Below are 23,799 nucleotides of genomic sequence, written 5' to 3' on the forward strand. Positions count from 1 at the left end.
TGCACCGCACAACCCGGAACTCGCTTCACGAACCTTAAAATATGAAGAAAAATTCCATCCCCAAGCTGGAATTGGTATTTCTTCTCCTGTTGACCGGCATGTGTCCGCAGGCCCATGCTACGGATGACGGCAGAAATGCCTCGCCACAAAAGACCTACGCTGTGGATCTCACGCTCGGATCCGCAACGGTGCTGACCTTCACGGAGGCCGTCACCTCACAGACGGGCGTACTGTTCTCCTACGAATCGGCACTGTCGCAGATGCCGCTCGGCGACGTGTCGGTGCATGAAACCGCGGCGCCGCTCGAACGTATCCTGGAAAAGGTCTTCAAGGGACGGGGATTCCGTTACAAGGTCGTCGACCGCATCGTGGTGCTGACCTACGACACGGATTCCGCGCGTTCGCAGCTGGTACTCGTGACGGGGCGCGTCAAGGACGGCTCGGGGACGCCGCTGGTCGGCGCCTCGGTCGTCGTGAAGGATACGATGCGGGGCGTTTCGGCCGGGGCGGAGGGCAATTACCGGATCTTCGCCGATCCGGACGCCACCCTCGTTTTCTCATACATAGGCTATGCCGACCGGGAGGAACGCATCGGGACGAGGTCGGCCATCGACGTCGTGCTGGAGGAATACGAAGCCGTGCTCAAGGACGTGGTGGTGGTCGGATACGGCACGCAGTCGCGCAGGACGGTGACTGCGGCCATCAGCAAATTCGACGGGCATCTCCTGGAGGGTATCCCCGTCAATTCGGTCGGCGACGCCCTGAAGGGACGCGTCCCCGGCGTGAGGGTCGCTACGACCGATGCGACACCGGGCGCAGACCCCAAATTCCTGATCCGCGGCGGATCGTCGATCAACCAGTCGAACGACCCGATCGTGCTGGTCGACGGCGTAGTCCGCGAAATGGCCGGGCTGAATCCCAACGACATCGAATCCGTTTCGTTCCTCAAGGACGCCGCGGCGGCGGGCATCTACGGTTCCCGCGCGTCGAACGGCGTGATCCTCATCACCACGAAGAAAGGTTCGAAACACCTCGGCCCCCGGATCGTATTCGAGGGGCAGTGGGCCTGGGCGTCGCCCGCCACGAAGTTCGACCTGATGAACGCCCGCGATTACATCCTCACGGTGCGTCCGGCGCTCATGGAGGGGTATTGCGGCGGCATGGATCCGGCATCGGTGCTGGGCGGCGAACAGTCGGCAGGCACGGGCAATACGGCCAGATCGCTCTGGACGACCCGTTACCTCCGGCCGGACGAGCAGGTTCCCGCCGGCTACCAATGGGTCGAAGACCCGGTGAACCCCGGGCGCATCATCGTCTTCGAGGACAATGACCAGCAGAGCCAATGGTTCGGCGACGCATGTTGGCAGAATTACTACGTCGGCATCGACGGGGGCGGCGACAACATCCAATACGCCGCCTCGGCGGGTTATACGGACGACAGCGGGATCGGGATCACGACGGGCTATTCGCGCTTCACGTTCCACGGCAACACGACCTTTCAGGTGACGCGGCGGCTCAGGGCCTCGACGACATTCGGCTATTCGCAGATCGAGCAGCAGACCTTCGAGAGTGCGCCGCTCAGCCTGCGCAACTCGGTCATACGCGGGCTCTCCGTCCCCAACACCCACCGCGACTGGTACGGCGAGGAGGCGGGCGAGGAGCTGGCGGGCACGCCCGCGCTGGGCACCAACAACACGACGATACCGGCCGCCTACTACGCCTATTACTACCACAATGCCGGGTCGACGATCAAGCGTTCGACGGCCACGATCAACCTCGACTGGGAGGTGTTCGACGGGCTGCGCCTGGTCGGGCAGTTCACCAACTACAACCGCCATACGCGCAGCTATTTCTATGTCGAGGACAACCCCACGACGGGCTCGAACATACGGCCCATGAAGGAGGGCTTTTCGGAGACCAACCGCATGGATTTCCAGGCCTATGCCGACTACAAGGGTACGTTCGGCAACGGGCACCGCCTGGGTGCCGTGGCGGGCTACGAATACATGCTCGACAAACTCAACAGCTTCGACGTGCGGGTGCAGGGCGCCGTGTCGGACAAGCTGCCCGTGCTCGACGCCGGGACTTCGAACATCGCCAACTATCCGAAGAGTACCCGCACGCGGGAGTGCCTGATCTCCTATTTCGGGCGTGTGAACTACGACTACGGCGGGCGTTACCTCCTCGCCGCGACGATGCGCATCGACGGTTCGTCGAAATTCGCCGCAGGCCACCGCTGGGGCTATTTCCCGGCGGCATCGGCCGGATGGGTGGTCAGCAAGGAGGGGTTCTGGCCCGAAAATAGTGCGGTCAGCATGCTCAAGGCGCGCGTGAGCTACGGGCTGACGGGCAACAACGGGATCGGGCTGTACGACACCTACGGCAGCTACAACTCGCTCTACACCTACAACGGCAACGCGACCACCACGACCAATACGATGCCCAACAACGGCCTGATCTGGGAAAAGACCCTCCAGTTCAACGCCGGCATCGACTTCGGACTGCTGGACAACCGCATCACGCTGGCGCTCGACTATTACAACAAGGAGACGCGCGACCTGCTGTTCGACGTCAGCCTCCCCAATACGACGGGCTACAACTCGGTTTCGACCAACCTGGGGCGCGTCAGGTTCTACGGCACGGAGCTGTCTCTGTCGTCGGTCAACATCGACCGCAAGGGTTTTTCGTGGAGGACGGATTTTACGTACAGCTACAACATGAACCGCGTGCTCGAACTGCCCGACAACGGCAATCCCCGCAACCGCATCAACGGCATCTCGGTCGGCGACGGGAGCCAGTTCGGGGGCATCGCCGAGGACGAGCGCATGGGGCGTATCTTCGGCTATGTCGCAGAGCGCATCATCGAGACGCAGGAGGAGGCCGACGCGGCCCGGTACGACACGCAGTCGCGCGGCTACCGGCGCAGCGACCGGCGGCAGATAGCCGGGCGCAAGGACATCGGCGACTACGAGTGGAAAGACCGTCCGGGATCGACGCGCATGGACGGCCGGCAGATCATCAACGCCGAAGACCAGTTCCTGCTGGGGTATGCCCTGCCCCACTCGACGGGCGGCATCGGCAATACGTTCCGTTACCGGAACTGGACGCTGAACGTCTACATGGACTATGCCCTGGGACATTCGGTGCGCAACGACATGCAGATGCGCTATTTCCAGTCGACGATGGGCAACTGCAACTACAACCTGACGAACGAAGTGAAGAAATGCTGGTCGCAGCCGGGCGACGACACGCGCTACGCCCGTTTCACGGCCAACGATACGGACTGGGGCAACCGCAACTACGGGCGCACGTCCGACATATTCGTCGAGAAGGCCGACTACCTCTGCCTGCGCGATGTTTCGCTCTCGTGGTCGCTCCCGAAAGCGTGGCTGCGCAAACTGCACATAAGCCAGGTGACACTCACCGTCTCGGGCAACACGCTCTGCTACTGGACGGCCGTGCACGGGGTCTCGCCCGAGGCCGCGACCACCGGCGGCCTCTACACCGCGTCGTCGACCTACGACACCGGGTTCAGTCCCTACCCGCCGACGCGCAAAGTGCTCTTCACGGCCAAACTCACGTTCTGACACCCTACTGCCATGAAAACGAAATTCGGAAAGACTATAGCCGGAGTCGCGCTGCTGTTCTGCGCATACGGGGCGGGCGGCTGTCACGGCGACCTGGACATCATGCAGGACAACAAGCTCTCGGCCAGCAACATGTGGAAAGAGGAGAGCGACGCCACGTCGGCCACCTACGGGCTGTACGTCTACCTGCGCAGTGCGCTCAAGAGCATGAACGACGTCTACCTCTGCTGGGGCGAGCTGCGCAACGGGCTGTGGGGCCCGGGGACGCACAACACGCTCAACGGCGTCGACCAGTCGCAGGTGCGCACCAGCTCCATGAGTTCGGTCAACGAGTATGCCGACTGGACGGCGCTCTACACGACGGTCAACCAGGCAAACCTGGTCATCAGGCATGTCCCTGCGATGGGGTTGAAGGAGAAACCGCGGGCCTTCTGTCTGGGGAACGCCCACTTCATCCGCGCGTACTGCTTCTTCCAGATCGCACGCATCTGGGGCGATGCCCCGCTGCCGCTCTGGGGCTACGAATCGACCGACACGGAGCTGTTCCTCGGACGCACCCCCGTCTCGGAAGTGCTGATGCGCGTGGAACGCGACATTGCCGACGCGGAAAGGTACGTCGCCGATACGTCGGACAAGACCGTGGCCACGCCGGCCGCCGTGGCGATGCTGAAGGCCGACTATGCCCTGTGGATGTACCGTATGCAGGCCGGGGGCGAGGCTTACCTGGCGATGGCCCAAGAGGCGCTCGGGGAACTCGGCCTGTCGGACGCCCTGCTCGAGCCCGCGTATGCCGATATTTTCAGTTCGTCGAACAAATGCGGCCGCGAGGTCATTTTCGCCGTGCACCAGGATGTGTCGGAAGCCCTGAACGGCCCGGCCTACTACCTCGGCTGGAACGAGAGTTACGTCGAAGCGGCCTACCGCAATAACCCCGTCCCCACCACCGGGGGCAACCAGTGGTGGTGGTATACCGACACCTACCGGGCCCTGCTGCAGGCCGACCCCGCCGATACGCGCGCGGCGCTGACCTGCCGTACGGCCGATTACGGCACGGGCGGCCGCAGGATCGGCTGGACGGAGAAGCTGATGGGGCGCGTGGACAACGGCACACGTATCTTCGACTCGGATTTCATCCTTTACCGCTACGGCGAAGCCTTCCTGATGGCGGCCGAAGCCCGGTATTACGGGAAGGACTACGCGGGTGCGCTCGAAGCCCTGGCACCGCTGGCCGCAAGGGCCTACGGGCGGAGGGATTACTACACCGACACGTCGCCCGAAGCCGTCCTGCAGGCGATCGTCGACGAATACCTCAGGGAGATGGTCGGCGAAGGCCGCACCTGGTGGATGCTCCTGCGCACGGACAAGATATGGGAGTACAGCGCCGACATCGCGGCGCAGCGCGACAAGAACCCCAACATACTGCTATGGCCCATCACGCAGGCGGCCATGAGCCGAAATTACAACCTCACGCAGACCGAAGGCTGGTATTGACCGCCCGGGACGGAACGCCGCCGTATAGGGGCGGCGACGGGGTTCCCGCAAGGCGGGAGGAGGAACCTGCGCCCGGGAGGCGACGTGCCTGCAACCGCGCCTGTGAACCGGCAAGAAAAATGCCGCGCCCTTTTCGGGGCGCGGCATCGCTTTTAGGAGCGGGAGGGTCAGAAGCCGATGAAGTCGGTCTGGAGCTTCGAGGTGCGGTAGGTGTTGCCCATGCCGTCCTCCGCCACGATTTCGAAATCGGCGGTCTCGGGCGTTCCCGACGCCAGGTTCCCGTAATAGTAATGGTCGAGGTTCTTGCCCCAGGTCGTGCCCACGCTCTTGCTGTAATAGAGCACGTGGTAGGCATAGGCCCAGTAGTCGTAGGTCTTGACGCGGGTCATGTCGCAGACCTTCGTGCCGTTCTGCCAGAGCGAGACTTTCCAGTTGCCCGAGGCGTCGGAGTTCCAGACGTTGGCCACGATGCACTTCGCATCGTTCATGGCCGGGGAGTTGGCCGCCCAGCCGAAGGTGAGGCTGCCCGACTTGCCGAACACCTGCGTGGCCGAATAGGCCCGGATCTGGTAGCCGGCTTCCTTGTTGGTCGACTTGTAGTACTGGTTGGCGATGGTGTTGCCCGAAATCTCGTAGACGCCGTACCCGTTCGGCGTGCCGTCGGCGCAGATGTTCGCCGTCCACCACGCACCGCAGGCGGCGCCGTGGACATGTTCGAGGATCGTCTTTCCGTTACGCTTGTGGATGTATTTCTGGTGGTAATGCGTATGGCCGATCATGATGTGCGCCTCGGAGAACCCGGACAGCAGGTCGAGCACGCCGTCGTAGTTCTCGTGGCTCTCGTCCGTCACGCTCGTACCCCCGCGGAACGGGATGTGCGCGCAGAAGATCACGAGCTTGTCCTTGTCCACGTGCGACAAGTCCTGGCGCAGCCACTCGAGCTGCTTGTCGGTGATGCCGCCCTTGTACTTTTTCTTGCCTTCGTAGAGGACGTTGTCCATCGACACGATGTGCACGTCGCCGCGGTTGAACGAATAGTTGCGCGGGCCGAACTGCGTTTCGAAATTGGCCGCGGCATTGTCGTCCGAAGTCTCGGTCTGCAAATGGTCGTGGTTGCCGATGGTCTGGAAGACGGGCAGGTTGCGGTTGGCCATCGACTCCTTCATGTTGCTCCACAGGTCGGGCGTGTCGAAGACGATGTCGCCGAGCGTGATGCCGTAGACCGGCGTGCCCTTGGCCTTGTAAGCGTCGGCCGTAGCCTCGATGTCGGGGATCGTCTCGTTGACGTAGCGGCTGATCTCGGCCGTGGTCGAACACTGCGGGTCGGCGATGCAGACCAGCGTGAAATCGCTTTCCGGGGCCGGCAGCGGCGTCAGCACGAAGTCGTGGCGGTCGGCGATGTTCTTATGGACGATCTCGGCGTAGAAGAGCGGGTAGTTGTCCGCCGACGTGTTGACGGCATACCCTGCCGGCGTGCTGTAATGTACGAAGCGCGCCTTCTTGTAGCGCTCCATCTGGTAGACGCCGTTGGCATCGGTCTCCACGCAACCGTAGCCGTCCGACACGACCACGCCCGGGACGGGGTTCCCCGACGTGTCGGTCACCAGTCCGTAGAGGGTCGTATTGCCGTCGAGCTGCGTGCCGTTGACTTCGGTTTCGACACCCTCGCCGCCGTCATGCCCGCCGGACTTGTCGTTGCTGCATGCCAGCATCAGCGTCGCCGCCATACAGCATAATAACATGATTTTCGTTTTCATATCCTGAGTTTTTTATTGCTTATTTCCAAAGCGCGTTCTGTTCGAGGTTCGGGTTGCGGGTGATCGCCGTCTGGGGGATCGGACGCAGGTATTTCTTTTCGCCCCACGTGCGCTTGTACTCCCAGACGATATTCCCCGCGGCGTTGAGCGAGAAGGTCTGGTTGGCCCCCGTATTGGAAATGGCGATCGAATGTTCGGTATCCTCGCCCGGGCGGATGTAGAAGTCGGGCACGGGATCGCCGTTGTCGTCGGTGCTCTGCCCCGTGAAATCGTAGGTGTAGCCCGTGTTGCCGATCCAGATGCCCGTCCAGGGATTGTTGTCGCTCGTGAGCAGGTCGCCCATGTGCCAGCGCATGTCGTCGTCCCAGCGCAGCCCCATTTCGAGGCAGAGCTCGATGCCGCGCTCACGGCGCACTTCGAGGATCCACTTGTCGGTCACGGTATTGAGGAAATAGGCCTCCATGTAGGGGTCGGCCTTGTCCGGGACGACCGGGGTCACGCCGGCACGGCTGCGCAGCAGCGCGATGGTCTGATCCCATACCGCGGCGTCCATTTCGCCCAGCTCGGCCTTCGCCTCGGCGTAGTTCAGCAGCACCTCGGCATAGCGGAGGATCGGCAGCGAATTCCAGCTCGCGGCCTTCGACAGCACGTTGTCGGCATCGTCGTCGATCGACCACTTGATCGGATGGTAGCCCGTACGGGTCACTTTCCAGTTGGGCGAATAGAGCCGTTCGCGGCCGCTGATCTTCATCTTGTAGGTCGGGCTGATGACCGTCTGCGCCATGCGGGCGTCACGGCCGTCGAACTCGCGGATGAAGTCGATGGTCTGGTAACCGTCGATGTCGGTGAACGGCGTGCCCCGGGTCGTGAGGTAGGTGTTCATGAACTTCTTGGTCATGGCGATCTTGGCACCGTAGGTCGGCGAATAGTAGTACCAGCTGGTCTCGTGGAACGCCGAGAGCTCCTTGCTGTACTCGCGGCCGAAGATCACCTCCTGCGTGAGCAGCCCGGCGCTGGTGAAGAGCGAGCGGTAGGCGGTCTTCACATCGCCCGTGACGAGCGAATAGGGCCCCTTGTCCATGATCTCCTTGGCGGCGGCAGCGGCCTCGCGCAGGAATTTGTTGTCGGCGTTATACTCGGCCTGCCACGGTTTGTCGGACGACGGCTCGCGCGAGTGGTACTTGCGGAAGGTGCCTTCATAGAGGCAGACGCGCGACTTGAAGGCCAGCGCCACCCACTTGTTGATGAGCGCCGAGCCTTTGGTGAACTTGGCGTCGGAGAGGCAGTAGGTGCTTGCGAAGGTGAGGTCTTCCAGCACTTTGTCCATGACGTACTCGCGGCTGTCTCGGGGTTTCATCATCGCCTCCTTGTCGCTGGCCGCGATCGTGAAGTCGTACCAGGGCACGGCGCCGAAGGTCTGCACCTTGTCGTAGTAGAACCAGGCGCGCCAGAAACGGGCGACGCCCTCGTAGTGGTTGTAGATCTCGTCGCTCACACGCCCCTTGCACTTGTGCATATTGTCGAGCATGTAGTTCACGCGGCGAAGGTTCGTCCAGTTGCTCTCGGCCCATCCGGTCTGGTTGTCGGGCGAGACGTTGCCGTCGGGGCGCAGCAGGTCGGTCGGGATGTCCACGGCGCAGTAGTCGGCATAGATGTCGCCGCGCGTGATGGTTCCGTCGCCGGGGATCATCTTCTGGATGAAACCGTTGGCATAGAGTTCCAGGTCGGTTTCCGATTTCCAGAACTCGTCGCTGCCGATCTGGTCGTAGGTGTCGCGCGTCAGGAAATCCTCGCAGGAGGCCATTCCCGCAGCAGCGAGGGTCATCAGCGTATATAGCAGTATCTTTCTCATGGTTGCTGTCGGTTAAAATGTTACGTTTATACCCAGGGTCACGGTCTTGAGCATCGGGTAGGAATAGCCGTTACCCGTACCGTTCAGGCCCGAAGTGGTCGAGGCCGCGAAATCGGAGTCGCCGCTGGTGATGACTTCGGGGTCGAACATGTCCGTGTGCTTGAACATCGGCGAGTGGGTGAAGAGGTTCTCGCCCGACAGGTAGACCTTCAGCCCCTCGAGGCGCAGCTTCTTGCAGATGTGCTTGGGGAAGGTGTAGTCGACGGTGATGTTCTTCAGTCGGATGTACGAAGCGTCCTGCAGGTAGTGGTCGTTCTCCCACGTCAGCGGGCCGTCGTTGCGGTTGGCGGCGAGCGATACCATGCGTGTCCAGTAGGGGTTCTTGTCCATGTTGGTGACGCGCCAGTTGTCGGTGCTCTTGTCGATCTTAACCACGTTGTCGCCCGTCTGCGTCTTCATCAGCGAGTTGTAGGCGCGGTTCCATTTGCCCCAGAAGAATCCGGACTCCGTCCACGGGTACCAGTCGCGCTTGCCCACGCCCTGCCACAGCATCGAAAGCCCGATGCCGTTCCAGTTCAGCGACATGTTGATGCTGTACTGGTAGCGCGGCGACTGGTTGCCGATGATCTCCAGGTCGCCGTGGTTGGACAGCGTGCGGTTGCCCTTGGTCATGATGCCGTCGCCGTCCACGTCGACGAAGCGCAGGTCGCCGGCATAGGCGCGGAACATCTCGCCGTTCTTGAAGAAGTTGTAGGCCGGGCCGTTCAGGGCGTCGGCGTTGCTGGCGTAGATGCCCGCCGTGCGGAAACCCCATATCTCGCCGATCTCCATACCCTTGTAATAGGTCGTCAGGTCGCCCGTTTCGTTATAGTAGTCGGTGATCCAGCTGCGGCTGTCCCACAGCATACCCTTGATGCTGTAATTGAACGGCTTGCCGCCCAGGTTGAACGAGTCGCGCCACGAAAGGCTCAGCTCCCATCCCTTGGTCTTGAGGCTGGCGTAGTTGCCGTAAGGTGCGGCGCTACCGAGTACCTGCGGGAGGTTCGGGCCGACGGTGTAGAGGTCGGTCGTATTGCGGCGGTAGTAGTCGCCGGTGAACGAAAGCCGGTTGTGGAACAGGTCGAGGTCGAGGCCGATGTTGTAGGTGGTGACCTTTTCCCAGGTGATGTCGTCGGGGATCAGACTGGGCACCGACGTGTAAGGTACGTTCTGGCCGTTGATGATGACCGACGACTTGGCGATCGAGGCGCTGCCCGAAGCGGTCATGGTCTCGAGGTACTGGTAGGGGTCGATGTTGGCATTGCCGAGCGAACCGATGCTGGCGCGAACCTTGAAGTTGTCCAGCCACCCTTCGACGTGCGGTTTGAGCCACGGCTCTTCGGAGAGGCGCCATCCGACCGATGCCGAGGGGAAGAAGCCCCACTGCGAACTGGACGGGAATTTCGACGACCCGTCGTAACGGGCGCTCACTTCGGCCAGGTAGCGGCCTGCATAGGCATAGTTGACGCGGCCGAAGAATCCGACCAGCCCCCACGTGTAGCCGCCCGAGGTGGTCGAGTAATACTCGCCGTCCATGAGCGTGAAGCTCGGCTTCGAGGGATAGAGGTTGCCCTGGCGGTAGGTCTTCTGCGTGCGGTAGTCGTAGTCCTCGAGGTTCCATCCGGCGACCACGTTCAGGTCGTGATCCGAACCCAGCTTGGGCGTGACCGTGCCGACGATGTTCGTCGAGATGTAGTCCGAGCGGTACGTCCAGTTTTCGAGCGACGAGAAACTGTTGTCCTGCCCCGAAACGTTCACGCCGGTGTAGTAGGTGTAGAGGTTCTCCATGCGGTCGCGCGACCAGCGGGAGCCCTTGTAGGTCACGTCGGCCGAGACCTTGAAGACGTCGGGGACGAATTCGAAGTTGAACGTCGTGGTGTTGGCCACTTCGAGCTTGTTGTTCTCCTGCCACGAGGTGCCCTCGGCGAAGGCCGCATAACCGGTCTTGGCCGCGGTCTGCGTCCAGGTGCCGTCGGGGTTCTTCAGCAGGGCGAACGGGAAGGCGAACATGTCGATCTGGCGCGAGATCACCTGCTGGCCGTAGTGCACCATGGGCTGGTGGTACTTGCTGCTCATCAGGCTGGTGTTGTTGTCCAGCGTCAGCCACGGGCGGATGCGGATCGAGCCCTTGGCACGGAGGTTATACTTCTTGTAGGTCTCCTCGCCCACCTTGTAGATGCCGTCCTGGTTGTAGTAACGGCCCGAAATGTAGTAACTGACCCCTTCGCGGCCGCCCTGGATGCTGACGGCGTGGGTGGTCGAATAGTTCACCGACTTGTAGATCTCCTTGAGCCAGTTGGTCTCGCCGTAGTAGTTGTAGTTGCCGTTGGCGTCGATGTCGTAGTTGTCCATCGTCGGATCGGCACGGCGGCGTTTGAGCTCCTCGAACCAGGCGTTCGAATAGGGCATGTAGTTGTTGAAGAGCGACGGTACGGTCGCCGTCGGCGAGGAGTTGAGATACGACTCGCGGAAGGCATCGACCCACTGCACGGGGTCGGTGACCACGTTGTCCTCCCAGATCACCGTACGGCGGTGCAGCGACACGGAGCCGTTGTAACTCACGCGCACCTTGCCCTTCTCGGGATCCTTGGTCGTGATGAGAATCACGCCGAATGCGCCGCGGGCACCGTATACTGCGGCCGACGAAGCGTCCTTGAGCACCGAGATCGAGGCGATGTCGTCGGGGTTCACCGAACCCATGTCGCCCTCGGCTCCGTCGATGAGCACCAGCGCGCCGCCGCCCTGTCCGAGTTTGTTGGTCTTTTCACCGCCGCTCACACGGGCCTTGAACGTGTTGTTCACGCCGCGGATGGTGACTTCGCCGGCATGGTCGGCCTTACCGTCGACCTGCACGATGTTCAGGCCGGGGATCTGGCCCTGCAACGAACGGGTGATGTTGGCATTGGGCCGGTTTTCGACCGCGTCGCCCGAAAGGTTCTCGACCGCGCCCACGATATTGCGTTTCTTGAGCGTGCCGTAGCCTACGACGACTACTTCGTCCATCACCAGCTCGTCCTCCTGCATCGTGACGTCGATCTGCGTGCGGCGCCCTACCACCTCCTCATGGGGGCGGTAGCCGATATACGAGAAGAGCAGCGTGGCGTTCCCGTCGGCCGGGATCGCATAGCCGCCGTCGACACCCGTCGAGACGCCGACCAGCGTCCCCTTGATAGTGACCGTCACGCCGATCATCGGGTTGCCCGCAGCGTCGCGGACGACCCCTTTCACCTCCGATTTGGCGGCGGCACTGGCTGCCGGAACGGGGCGCGTGCTGCGCGTCAGCACGACCACTTTGTCAACCACCCGGTAGTCGATGCCGCGAGGCGTGAATACGGCGGCAAGGATGGCCTCGATGGTGGCACCCTTCTCCGAGACCTCCAGGTTCTCCATCGGATAGCCGGCCAGTGCCGTTTCGTAGGAGAAGGCGATGCCCACTTGTTGCGTAATAGCATCGGCAACGGCCTTGAGCGTCGTCCGCGAGTAGGATAAATTCAGGTCATACCCCTGCCCTTGCGCACCGGGGAGCGATCCTTGGGCGGCATAGCAGCCGAAAGCCCCCGCGCAGAGCACCATGACCAGACATAGTCCTTTATGGAATAATTTCTTCATAGTTTCAATTCGGTTAATTGGTTATTTCCCGCTGCCGCGTGCAAAGCACGTCCGCAGCCGCGCCGTGCAGGCGGGCTCCGGGGAAATTCGTTCCGATACGGCAGACAGAACCTTGCAAGTCATCCGTCGTCCGATAAAAAACCGTGTAGTGCTGGTGTAGGGGGAGGGATTAGTCAGACATCGTCGAAGTTGTTTTAAAGTTTCCGGTTAATAATCGTTTTTTTAGTTTGCATTGGGTCGGTTGCGGCCGGCGTTTTCCGTCCGGTCTGCATTAGATACAAGCGACCGGGGCAAACTACCCAATGCCGGAAGCTTTTTTCACAAAATTGCAATGCAAATTTTTATACCTATATATTACAGATATTTTATTTTTCGGTTTTTCGACGCAAGGTTCGTAAAATTTTAAACATTTTTCTTGCGAATCCCGGAAAATTGCTATATTTGCAGTGCAAGTCATTCGATATCGTTAGAAACCGTGTAGGAAATTGACATCCGGCAGTGTATCCGGAGTCGGTTTCTGTTTTTTTTATTGGTTTTACAAACAAACTAACGATCCAATCATGATGAAATTTATTCATAAACTGACGATAGTTCTCGCGTTGGGCGGGATCTGTGGCCTTGCCGCGTGCAGCGACGACGACCAGGGGTTCCTCAAACGCAACCTGCGCGAGATGAGTTTCCCGTACGTCGAATCGAGCGATACGTTCACGATCCGCGCCACGGGGGACTGGTATATCAGCGACACCCCCGACAGCCGCGAGTGGACGAACGCCTACGGCTGGGTGCATGTCGACCAGCTCTCGGGCAAGGGAGACCCCAGCACCTACCAGAAGGTGACGGTCACCTGCGACCAGAATACCTCCGAGGAGCGTAACGCCACCATCTACCTGCACGGCTGCGGCGAAGAGAACGTCGCCATCGCCATCAGGCAGGACAACGGTATCTTCGAGTGGAAACCCTTCGACAACGGACAGCAGTTCGACGTCTCGGGTATGCTCAAACTCAACGCGGAAGCCGGGGCCAAGCTCCGCATCCCCTACATCAAGGCGCTCGGCACGGAAAAATACACCGTCACGGTGACGCAGACCGGCGGCGAGGGGATCACGGCCGCCAGCGGCAGCTATTCGATCCCGGCGGCCGGCAACGGTTACATCGAAGTACCCCTGACGGGCACCGCCACCCGCCAGGGCATCGTGACCTTCGCCGTGAAGGCTATGGACGAGGCCGGCGCGGAAAAAGACTTCGGCTCCGTTTCGACCATCGTCCGCGCCGGGTTCGACGCCCAGGGCGAGGAGCTTCCCCTGCTGACGCAGAACTTCGGCAAATTCCCCTGGGGCGGCGACTGCATCGGCCAGAAGGCGGGTGTCACGACGGCCGACAAGACCGTGGCCAACCTGAGCCTCGACAACGAGACGGTGAGCGTTACGGCGGGCACCAACGCCAGCATCGGCGGCATCACCTCGACCGTACGCAACGGCAACGCGGCGTTCTACCGCGCCATCGGCATGGAGGGGTGGACAGGCTACCTGAACTACATGTGTCCGGGCTACATCCAGTTGGGCGCCGCGAGCGACAATGCCGACGGGCAGCCGGGCAACCTCATCTCCCCGGTGCTGAACATCCCCGCGGGCTACGACCTGCTGCTGACCTGCAAGGTCGCCATCTGGGCCGCAGCCCCCGACCAGGGCATGGTGGGCATCTGCGAGAAGAACGACGGGTTCTGGATCCCGAAGGGCACGCTGGACAAGATCGTAGCTTCGACCAAGAGCTACGTTTCGCTCGACATCCCCGCCTACACGTGGGTCGAGGTCACGGCCGTCATCCCCAATCCCGGCGCGAAAGCCAATCCGGCATTCTTCATCTCCACGGCCGACAGTTGGTTCTCGGGCTCCTCGGTGAAGGCGGGCCGCTGGTACATCGACGATATCAAGCTCGTATACTAAAACCGGACAACAATCATGAAAAAAAGCATTTTATATATTCTGTTCGCCCTCTTCTCGCTATCGGCCGCAGTCTCGCTGACGGCCTGCAAGGACGACGGCGTGGAAATATCGGGGGCCAACAAGTCCAAGACCCCGAAGAACGTGAAACTGCTCGAATACGGGGCCACGTCGCTTACGATCTGCTGGGATTTCATCCGCGGCGCGACATCGTACACCGTACAGCTCGTCGACGGGGATATGAACCCCGTCAGCGAAGCGCTCTGCAAGACCACGGACGCAATCGACTACCATGAATTCACCGACCTGGCGACCGACCGGATATACTACGGCCGCGTCAGGGCCAACTACCCCTACTCCTCCACTTCGGACTGGGTATACGTCACGGCAAACGAGCAGCCGGCCATGCTGATGGCCTCGGTGGGTATCCTCGAACTCGACCCGAAGCTCACGCTCAATGCCGCGACGGGGTCGACGCTCACCTACGAGTGGTCGTATACCGAAGATGCGGCGACCGACGCCACGCGCCTCTACAACATCGAACTGTTCCGTGACGAGGCGTGCAGCGAACTGCATGTCAGCTGGCTGGCCGACGGAAAACTCGCGTCGGACAAAGGCATCTTCACCGCCCTGGCGGGTTATCCCGTCGTGAGGTTCACCTTCTCGGGGCTCGATCCCGAAACGACCTACTACGCCCGGGTCACCAATGCCAGCTTCGGCAACATCATGACCCCCGTCGTCGCCGGGACCACGGCCAAGGCCGGGCCCAAAGCCTCGCAGAATAACCCGGCACAGGCCGGAGATATCGTGCTGGCGCAGGATTTCGCGGCATTCATCCACGGCGGCGACATCGTCCGCTCGGCGGCAGGTTACAACGCCGTATCGGGTACCGAGTTCCGCAAGACGTGGGAACCCGCCACGGGCGAGAACCCGCAGGCCGACGGCGACCGTCCGGTCTGCAACTGGACGACGGAGTTCAACGTATTCACCGGAGGCACGTCGGCCGAGTACATCGAAAGCGTCGGCATGAAAGGCTGGGGGTCGTCGGGCAACACCTCGACCCGTCCGGGCTACATCAAGTGCGGCGGCGGTGGCGGCGGTATCGGCATCCTCTATACGCCCGAGCTGGCGGCCCTGCCCAAGAACACGACCGTAACGGTGAGTTTCTCGGCCAGCGCCTATGCCGAAGGCGAAAACGTCTATGGCAGCGACATCGTGGTCGAGGCCATCGAGGGCGCCGAGTTCGGCACGAACAACGTCGTGAGCAAGAAGGGCACGGTTGTGGCTTCGAAGGTCGTGGACATCTCGTCGGCCGTAGGCCGGTTCGAAACCTTCACGGTGACGCTCGACGGCCTCTCGCCCACGTCGCGCATCGCATTTTCCTCGAACCCCGCACAGGCGGGCGCCAACAAGACCCGCTACCTGCTCGACGACATCGTCGTGGTTTACGACGGTGAGACCAGGCTGGAGAAACTCACCGTTCCGGCGAACGTGAAATTCGACGCCGAAGCCGTCTATTCCGACAAGCTGACCCTCGAATGGGACGAAGTGGCCGGGGCGGCTTCCTATACGGTGGCATGGTGGGCCGACGGCACCGAGGAGAAGGACGCCACGGTAGCGGAGGGCATCACCTCGGCCTCGTACCTGCTCAAGGAACTGGAGGCCGGCACCGAGTACCACGCGAAGGTCAAGGCGTGCCGCTACAACAACCCCGACTACGATTCGGACTACTCTGCCGTCGTGTCGCAGAAGACGGACATAGCCCCGGTACAGGCCGGGATCGTCGTGTCGAAAGTGCTGGCGACCTCCTCGACCCTCACGGTCGAATGGGCCCGTGCGGACGGCCAGGCGTGTGTCAACAGCAGTGCTCAGGTTTACCACGTGAAACTTTACAGCGACGCCGAATGCAAGGATCTGGTCGTCGGCTGGAATGCCTCGAACGTCTTCGGCATCACGGCCGGGAACCGCTTCCGCTTCACCTTCTCGGGACTGGCCCCCGCCACGACCTACTACGTCTGCGTGGACGACAAGACCAACGATTTCTTCTCCGACCCGCTCGCATATGCGACTGCCGCCGCAGGGCCGCAGGCGGGTGCCACGACGGCAGGCTCGGCAAAGGCGGGCGACATCCTCCTGGCGGAAGATTTCTCCAGGGTGATCCACGGCGGCGACATCGCCAATTTCGCCGCGGGCTACTATCCCCCGAGCTCGAACCGCGGGACTTACGCCGCAGCTTCGGGCGACAATCCTTCGGGGTTCTCGGCCACCCGCTGTACGGCCAATGAGTTCGACGTGTTCAGCGGCGGCGGCGTGGCTGCGCCCTACACCGAGGGCACGGGCCTTGCGGCCTGGGGCAAGTCGGGCAACATCGCAGGCCGCCCGGGCTATGTCAAGATGGGCGCCGGAAGTGCGGCCGCCTCGCTTTACACCCCCGAACTGACCGCCCTGCCCGATGCGGCGACCGTCAAGGTGCGCTTCTCGGCACAGGCTTACAGCGAGAAATACGACGGTTCGGGCGCCGATGCCGGGAAAATCCTCGTCAAGGCCGTCCGCGGCGCCGTGCTCGGCGCAAAGGGCGCCATCACCGGCACGGTCACGGAGGTCTCCGCGGCCGACCCTGTGGATATTTCGGCTGCCAAAGCCCGGTTCCGCGAGTTCGAGGCAACCCTCACGAACGTGACGCCCGATTGCCGCATCGTGATCTCGACGAGCGAAAAACGCGCCCTGCTGGACAACGTGGTCGTCACCTGCACGGCCATCACCCCCGCGACCAAACCCGCAGCACCGGGCGGAGTTTCGTTCGACGCCGCAGCGGCGGCCGACAGGCTGACGCTCAAATGGAACGCCGTCCCCGATGCGACTTCCTACACGGTCGCCTACTGGAAAGGTTCGGCCTCAGCCCCCGAAAGCGAGTATGCCTACAAGACCGGCATCGCGTCCACGGCAACGTCGCAGGAGCTGACCAACCTGGAGAGCAACACCTCCTACTGGGCCAAGGTCAAGGCGGTCGGCAGCCTCGATTCCGACTGGTCGGAAACGGCGAACGCCACGACCATGGACAGCGGCGGCGAGCCGCTCCTTCCGACGGCCGACCTGCTCGACGTGGTGTTCCGCAACGACGGTTCGGCCATGGACAACTCCCCGTCGGCAACGCCCGTGCGGGCGCTCGAAGGTACGGCGATGATGACCTATTACAACGACCTCTACTCGAGGTATGCGGCCCATTTCAACCACACGCCGGGCACGTCCGTCAACGAGGGGTTCTACAAGGCCGACTACTCGGCCAACAAGCAGTTCCAGGATGCACTCGCCGACGGGCACACGCTCGAGGCGCTCTTCAAGCTGGATGAGAAGTCGGACGGTTCGGCCGAGCTGAAGATGTTCAGTTCGATGTCGAGCGGCGGCACCGGGTTCCTTATCAGCAAGGCCGACAGGGGTACGGAGCTGACCTTCCTGCCCAACGTCAGCACGACCGGTAAATCCAGCTGGGTATGGACGAAGAGCGGCATCAACCCCGAGGCGGGGCGCTATTACCACGTCGTGGGCGTATGGAACAAGCAGGAGGCCAAGACCTACATCTACGTAGACGGCGAGCTGAAGGGTACGATGGATGCCCCGGGCAACTACGTGCCGCCCACCACCACGACGAGCTACTGGTTCGGCATCGGCGTCGACGCCAGTGCGACCGTGGGTCAGAACGCCTGGAAAGGCGACGTGGCCATCGCACGCGTCTACGACGCCCCGCTCACGGCCGAAAAGGTGAAGGCTCTGTGGGAAACCGTCAAACGCGACCAGCAGCCCGCCGCGATCAACATTACCGGGCTGCTCTACCTTTCGGGCTGCGAGGTGGGTGCCGATTACACCTACACGCTCTACGGCAAGGGGTTTGCTGCCGGGGACAGGATCCGCTTCGAACCGCTCGCCGGCAGTGCCGGGGCTTTCACGCTCGACGGGTCGGCCGCAGCGGAGTCGCTTTCGGTGCGCATCCCGAACGGATTTGCCTCGGGCAGGTACCGGATGGTGCTGATGCGCGGCCAGAACCAGTACCCGCTGGGCATCACGCAGCTCACCTATTCGAATAATCCCGCCCGAGTCGCCAAACCCCGGGTGATCGCCCACAGGGGCTACCACAAGGACGGCGCCGCCCAAAACTCCGTAGCTGCGCTCGCCAAGGCGCAGGAGCTGGGCATCTACGGCTCGGAGTTCGATGTCTGGATCACGGCCGACGGCAAGGTCGTCATCAACCACGACAGCACCGTTCCCGGGAGCAGCCTCGTGATCGAGAACGTCAATTACGACCAGATCAAGGATCTGACGCTCGCCAACGGCGAAAAGCTCCCGACGCTCGACGATTACCTGGAGCAGGCCACGAAAAATGCGGACACCAAGCTGATCCTCGAAATCAAGAGGCACAGTTCGGCCGCCAACAACGCCCGTGCGGCGGATGCCGTCATCGAGGCTGTAAAGGCAAAGGGGCTGACCGACCGTGTGGAATACATCGCTTTCGACTATACGACCTGCAAACGCATCGTCAACGCCCTTCCGGGTGCCATGGTGCAATACCTGAACGGCGACCTGGCTCCCGCCGCAGTCCGGCAGGACGGCATCGGGGGTATCGACTACCGCTTCTCGGCTTATTCGGGCAATCCGGAATGGGTCAAGGAGGCACATGCCAACGGCATGGTCACGAACGTATGGACGGTCGACACGGTGCAGGACATGATGACCTGCATCGCATGGGGAATGGATTTCATCACCACCAACAACCCCGAGACCCTGAAGGAGCTCCTCACCAGGACATTCGTGTCGGCCAACTGACTGCCGCAGGGCGGTGCGCCTGTGCCCGGGGATTTCACCCGGCACTCCGCAGTTCCCTGAAGGCGCGACCGACAGCCGACGGCGGCGGGTATCATGCCCGCCGCCGTTTTTATTGCCCTGCGGAAAACAAAAAAGGCAGGCGGGCTCGCCAATCTGCAAATATTTTCTAACTTTGTGCATACGATACGAACATGGAGCCTGCAGAACTCATATCCGCCATACGCGCCGGGAGCCGTGAAGCCTTCGACGAGATGTGCGGCCGTTATTATGCGCCGCTGACGGCCTACGCACGCCTCTTCCTGAACGGGAACTGGGCGCAGGACGTCGTGCAGGACGTATTCGTTAACGTATGGGTGCGCCGCGAGGCGCTCGACCCGGGGCAATCGCTTTACGGGTACCTGCTCCGCTCGGTCTACAACCAGTCGGTCAACTACGTCAACAAGCACCGCCATGCGTGCAGCTACCGCTCCTACTACCAGGAACGTATCGAAAGTATCGGCTACGCCTATTACGATCCCGACCGGAATCCGGTCATCGAAAAGCTCTACTCGCAGGATCTGCGCACGAGCATCAACGAGGCGATCGCAGCCCTCCCGGCCAAATGCCGCGAGGTCTTTTCGCTGAGTTACCTGCAAGGGTTCTCCCACCGCGAGATCAGCGAACAGATGGGGATTGCGCAGAGCACGGTCGAAAACCATATTTACCTTGCCCTGAGGCAACTGCGGGCAAAATTGTCGAAATCGGAGCTGATTCTGCTGCTGTTTTTCATTTTTTTACAAAATAATTCCCATCCGCTTGGGTAGATTTCTCCCGTGGATTGTATACTAAACGGACACAGAACAAATGGACGATACGATTATAATGGACTCAGTCATACAAAAATATTTTGCCGGGGAGACTTCGGAACAGGAGGAAAAGTACCTTCTCGCGTGGCTGGAGGAGTCGGAGGAGCACCGCAAATACTTCTTCGAACTGAAGAGCCTGTGGGGGGCACGCCGCGTCTTCGAGGAGAGCACCGACCTGTCGCGCTTCGCGTCGTTCATGCGCAGCACCGACCATCGGATCGGGAGTATCGTCGCCGGCGAGCGATCCACCCGTCGCCGCAGACTGGTGCGGTGGACGCTGGGAGCAGCTGCCGCCGTCCTGCTCGCCGTTTGCGCCGGCACGGCATGGCATTTCCTCTCGACACCCGACATATACCGGGTTTACGAGAACACGGGCGATGCGGTGACGACCGTCACGCTCGACGACGGCACGCATGTGTGGCTCAACGCCCGTACGAAACTGACGCTGCCCGAAGCCTTCGGCCCGACGCAGCGCAACGTGCAGCTGGCCGGCGCGGCCTTCTTCGAGGTGGCGCGGGACGAAGCCGCCCCGTTCGTCGTGTCCACCGACAAACTGCGCGTGCGCGTGCTGGGCACCTCCTTCTGCATGCAGGCCTACGAAGGTTCGCAGCAGGCCGAAGTCGTCCTCGAACACGGTTCCGTACGCCTTCAGACGCCCGCAGGGGTCAACCTGGTGACGCTGCAACCCGACCAGCGCGCCCTGTACGACGCTGCGGACGACAACCTCGCCATTACGCAGGTCAACGCTTCGCACCTCGTGCTGACCCAGTATGACCTGGTGACGATGTCCGACGCTACGCTGCACGAGATCATCTCGCACATCGAGACGACCTTCGGCGTGCGGCTTTCGGTGCCGGGACGCTACGGCGACAAACGCTATACGTTCAATTACCAGCGATCCAATTCGCTCGAAGAGGTGCTCAATATCGTCGAATACCTCACGGGCGAGCATTGCGAGGTCATCTACCGCAAGAAATAAGCGCAGCGGGGAATACCGGCCGCCGGATTCCCGGGATCGGACGCACGCGGCACCGGTGCCGGCAGAACCGCACAACAAAAAGAGGCTCCCAAGGAGCCTCTTTTGTCGTTTCACGGGCCGCAGGCGCCGCGGGATCAGAGCGTCGAAAGCCAGTCGAGCGTGGCTTTCTGCCAGTCGTCGTAATAGCGGAAGCGGGAGTTCATGCCCCAGCCGTGGCCGCCCGACGGATAGATGTGCAGCGTGGCCTTGATGCCGTGTTCCTTGAGCTTCTGGTAGAACAGCGCGCTGTTCACGGCCGGTACCACCTTGTCGTCGTCGCAATGGAACAACAGCGTCGGCGGCGTGGCGGCATCGACCTTCTTCTCGAGCGAGAACTCCTGTGCAAGGGGTTTGTCGGCATCTTCGGCGCCGAGCAGCTGTACGAAAGTCCCCTTGTGACGTTTGTCCGGGTCGGCCGAGATCACCGGGTAGAAGAGGATCATGAAGCCCGGCTTCACGTCCGAAAGCGTCCCGACGCTCCCGGCGAGGTAACCCCCGGCCGAAGTCCCCGACACCCCCACTTTCGCGGGGTCGATGTTCAGCTCCGCAGCCATCGAACGCATCACGCGCAGCGCCTCGTCGGCATCGTTGCGCGGAACCTCGCTGTGGCCGTTGGGCAGGCGGTATTTCACCACCGCGGCCGTGATGCCGTTCCGGGCGAACCACTGGGCCTCCTTATGTCCGTTGCCGACCGAGAGCGACGAATAGCCGCCCCCGGGGAAAAACACGAGCGCCTGTCCCGTGGCATTGTCCCCGGCCTTGTAAATCCACATTTCGGCCGTCTGCGTGTTTTTCCACTGTCCGGGCTTGGATTCGACCTCGTCGCCCGAAAGCCCGTTCGAGGTGGGTGCCGTCGTGTTGTCCCACAGGACAACGTGGTAATCCTGCGCACAAATCGCCGACGACAGCATGAGGGCGAAGAGCAGGAGCATTGTTTTCTTCATAATTCGAGTTTTAGACGTTGGGATAAAGATAAAAATTATTTGTCAGTCCGTATACGGTGTTTCAACGGGGCGATGGCCGGGGGGCCGACGCTGAATTCCCCGAGACCGAGCGCCACGAGGCGCTGCGTGGCGCGCGGGTCGGCGGCCAGTTCGCCGCACATCCCGGCTTCGATACCCGCCCGGTGCGCGGCGTCGAGTACCATGCCGATGCTGCGTTGCACGGCCGGGTCGAATGCGTCGCAAAGGTAGGCTACGCGGGGATTTCCGCGGTCGGCAGCCATCACGTACTGCGTCAGGTCGTTGGTGCCGATGCTGAAAAACCGCGCCCGGGCAGCCAGTTCGTCGGCGATGAATACGGCGGCCGGGGTCTCGATCATCACCCCCAGCGCTATGTCGCGGTCGTAGGCAACCCCTTCTGCGTCGAGTTCCGCCATGCAGGTCTCGACAACCGCTTGGGCGGCGCGGAACTCCCCGACCGAAGCTATCATCGGGAACATCACCCGCACGTTGCCGAATGCGCTCGCGCGCAGCAATGCCCGCAGCTGGGTGCGGAACAGCTCCGGCATGGCCAGCGAAACCCGGATCGCACGCCATCCCAGAAACGGGTTTTCCTCCGGCTCGAAGTGCATGTAGGGCAATGCTTTATCCCCGCCTATATCAAGTGTCCGTACAGTCAGCGGACGTGCCCCGCAAAGCTCCGCCGCGGCACGGTATGCCGCAAACTGCGTCTCTTCGTCGGGGAGCGCCGGGCCCTGCATGTAGAGGAACTCGCTCCGGAAAAGTCCGATGCCCTCGGCGCCTGCATCGAGCGCGCGTCGCACTTCGTCGACGTTCGCGGCATTGCCCAGCACCGTGATCCGCCGCCCGGCGGGCGTGACGGCGGGCGCCTGTGCATCCGCCGCGCAGCGGAACGCATCCTGGCGCAGCGATTCGAGCCGCGCGGCGTATTTGCGTCCGGTAGCCGGATCGGGGTCGACGATCAGTTCGCCCCGCTCCCCGTCGATTATCAGCCGGTCGCCGGTTCTGACCTGCCGCATGCACCCGGCAACGCCGACCAGCGCCGCGATGCCCTTGTTCCGGGCGATGATCGCGACATGGCTCGTCACGCTTCCGTGTGCCGTCACCAGCCCGGCGACCCTGCCGAAATCCATCTGTGCCGTATCCGAAGGCGCCAGTTCGTCGGCCACCACGATCGTCCCCGGAGCCAGCCCGGCAAAGGGGTCGTGAGCGGTTTCGCCCGACAGGATGCGGCCGATACGCGCGCATACGTCCCGCACATCGTCGGTACGTCCGCGCAGGTAGTCGTCGTCGAGCGCCGCGAACATGCCGCACACCTCTTCGCAGGCTTCACCGAGCGCCTGCTCGGCGGACAGGTGCTTTTCCGCAATCCTTCCCTCGACCAGCCCGGCGAGCATCGGGTCGCCGGCCATCTCCAGATGGGCGGCGAAAACAGCCTCCCCTTCTGCCAGTGCGGACAGCTCCGCCTTCGCACGCTCCAGCGCCGCATGGAACCGCCCGGCCTCGGCCACGGGGTCGCCTGCCGCGGCCGTAGCAGCGGCGGATGCGCGGCGTTGCAGCACGAACGCCGTCCCGACGGCGATCCCCGCCGTCGGGATTCCTCGGATCGTGAACATCATTCGCGGATGCCGGCGATGAACTCCGTTACGGCCCGCACGGCTGCAGCTTCGTCGCCGCCCTTGGCGCAGACTTCCACTTCGGTGCCGTGTTTGAGCCCCAATGCCAGGAGCGAAAGAATGCTCACGGCACTGGCCTCCCGGGCTGCGGTGCGCAGGGTGATCCTGGCGGGCGCAAGCCCCCTGATTAACTTTACAAGTTCGCCCGCAGGCCGCGCATGCATGCCGTTCGGGGCGGTAATCGTTACTTTTCCGGTTGTCATAT

The 23,799-nt window shown here is 62.1% G+C and carries 12 protein-coding genes; 6 read left to right on the plus strand and 6 right to left on the minus strand.

Annotated elements, in window-relative coordinates; translation table 11 throughout:
- Positions 1-41: 41 nt before the first annotated feature.
- Together DW189_RS02870 and DW189_RS02875 are read left to right on the plus strand one after the other, a co-directional pair.
- Positions 42-3,587, plus strand: coding sequence for a SusC/RagA family TonB-linked outer membrane protein (locus DW189_RS02870; protein WP_117506805.1), 3,546 nt, complete (start codon positions 42-44; stop codon positions 3,585-3,587).
- A 12-nt stretch (positions 3,588-3,599) separates the two neighbouring features.
- The gene (locus tag DW189_RS02875; RefSeq protein WP_174760554.1) at positions 3,600-5,078 is read left to right on the plus strand and encodes a RagB/SusD family nutrient uptake outer membrane protein; all 1,479 of its coding nucleotides are present in this window, start codon (positions 3,600-3,602) and stop codon (positions 5,076-5,078) included.
- 167 nt (positions 5,079-5,245) lie between these two features.
- Here DW189_RS02875 and DW189_RS02880 read toward each other — a convergent pair whose 3' ends face one another.
- The 3 genes from DW189_RS02880 to DW189_RS02890 are packed head-to-tail and all read right to left on the minus strand — an operon-like array spanning position 5,246 to position 12,335.
- Positions 5,246-6,835 (minus strand): calcineurin-like phosphoesterase C-terminal domain-containing protein, encoded by a 1,590-nt coding sequence (locus DW189_RS02880; protein ID WP_117506806.1) that lies wholly within the window; start codon positions 6,833-6,835, stop codon positions 5,246-5,248.
- A 19-nt stretch (positions 6,836-6,854) separates the two neighbouring features.
- Entirely contained in the window at positions 6,855-8,687 is a 1,833-nt protein-coding gene (locus DW189_RS02885) for a RagB/SusD family nutrient uptake outer membrane protein (protein ID WP_117506807.1), read from the minus strand.
- Positions 8,688-8,699: 12 nt separating this feature from the next.
- Positions 8,700-12,335, minus strand: coding sequence for a TonB-dependent receptor (locus DW189_RS02890; RefSeq protein WP_117506808.1), 3,636 nt, complete (start codon positions 12,333-12,335; stop codon positions 8,700-8,702).
- Between the two features lie 560 nt (positions 12,336-12,895).
- On the opposite strand from DW189_RS02890, the gene DW189_RS02895 reads away from it, so the two are divergent.
- The 4 genes from DW189_RS02895 (at position 12,896) to DW189_RS02920 (ending at position 20,917) form a co-directional block, all read left to right on the plus strand.
- Positions 12,896-14,278 carry a BACON domain-containing protein gene (locus DW189_RS02895; RefSeq protein WP_232045566.1) on the plus strand — a complete coding sequence of 461 codons (1,383 nt, stop codon included), beginning with the start codon at positions 12,896-12,898 and terminating at the stop codon, positions 14,276-14,278.
- Between the two features lie 15 nt (positions 14,279-14,293).
- Positions 14,294-19,093, plus strand: coding sequence for a glycerophosphodiester phosphodiesterase family protein (locus tag DW189_RS14565; RefSeq protein WP_232045565.1), 4,800 nt, complete (start codon positions 14,294-14,296; stop codon positions 19,091-19,093).
- Positions 19,094-19,284: 191 nt separating this feature from the next.
- Positions 19,285-19,896 carry an RNA polymerase sigma-70 factor gene (locus DW189_RS02915; RefSeq protein WP_022333193.1) on the plus strand — a complete coding sequence of 204 codons (612 nt, stop codon included), beginning with the start codon at positions 19,285-19,287 and terminating at the stop codon, positions 19,894-19,896.
- A gap of 40 nt (positions 19,897-19,936) precedes the next feature.
- Positions 19,937-20,917 carry a FecR family protein gene (locus DW189_RS02920; RefSeq protein ID WP_022333192.1) on the plus strand — a complete coding sequence of 327 codons (981 nt, stop codon included), beginning with the start codon at positions 19,937-19,939 and terminating at the stop codon, positions 20,915-20,917.
- Positions 20,918-21,051: 134 nt separating this feature from the next.
- Here the strand turns inward: DW189_RS02920 and DW189_RS02925 are convergent, their stop codons facing one another.
- Genes DW189_RS02925 through DW189_RS02935 form a run of 3 tightly spaced genes read right to left on the minus strand, consistent with a single transcriptional unit; the run spans position 21,052 to position 23,797 of the window.
- Positions 21,052-21,900, minus strand: a complete 849-nt coding sequence (locus tag DW189_RS02925; RefSeq protein ID WP_022333191.1) for an alpha/beta hydrolase — start codon at positions 21,898-21,900, stop codon at positions 21,052-21,054.
- Between the two features lie 35 nt (positions 21,901-21,935).
- On the minus strand, positions 21,936-23,537 hold the full coding sequence (gene ptsP / locus DW189_RS02930) for a phosphoenolpyruvate--protein phosphotransferase (protein WP_232045564.1): 1,602 nt from the start codon (positions 23,535-23,537) through the stop codon (positions 21,936-21,938).
- On the minus strand, positions 23,534-23,797 hold the full coding sequence (locus tag DW189_RS02935) for an HPr family phosphocarrier protein (protein WP_117506809.1): 264 nt from the start codon (positions 23,795-23,797) through the stop codon (positions 23,534-23,536). Before DW189_RS02935 ends, ptsP begins: the two co-directional genes overlap by 4 nt.
- Between the last annotated feature and the right edge of the window lie 2 nt (positions 23,798-23,799).

It is taken from the genome of Alistipes sp. AM16-43 (assembly GCF_003435745.1).
In the GTDB taxonomy this organism is placed as follows: Bacteria; Bacteroidota; Bacteroidia; order Bacteroidales; family Rikenellaceae; genus Alistipes; species Alistipes onderdonkii.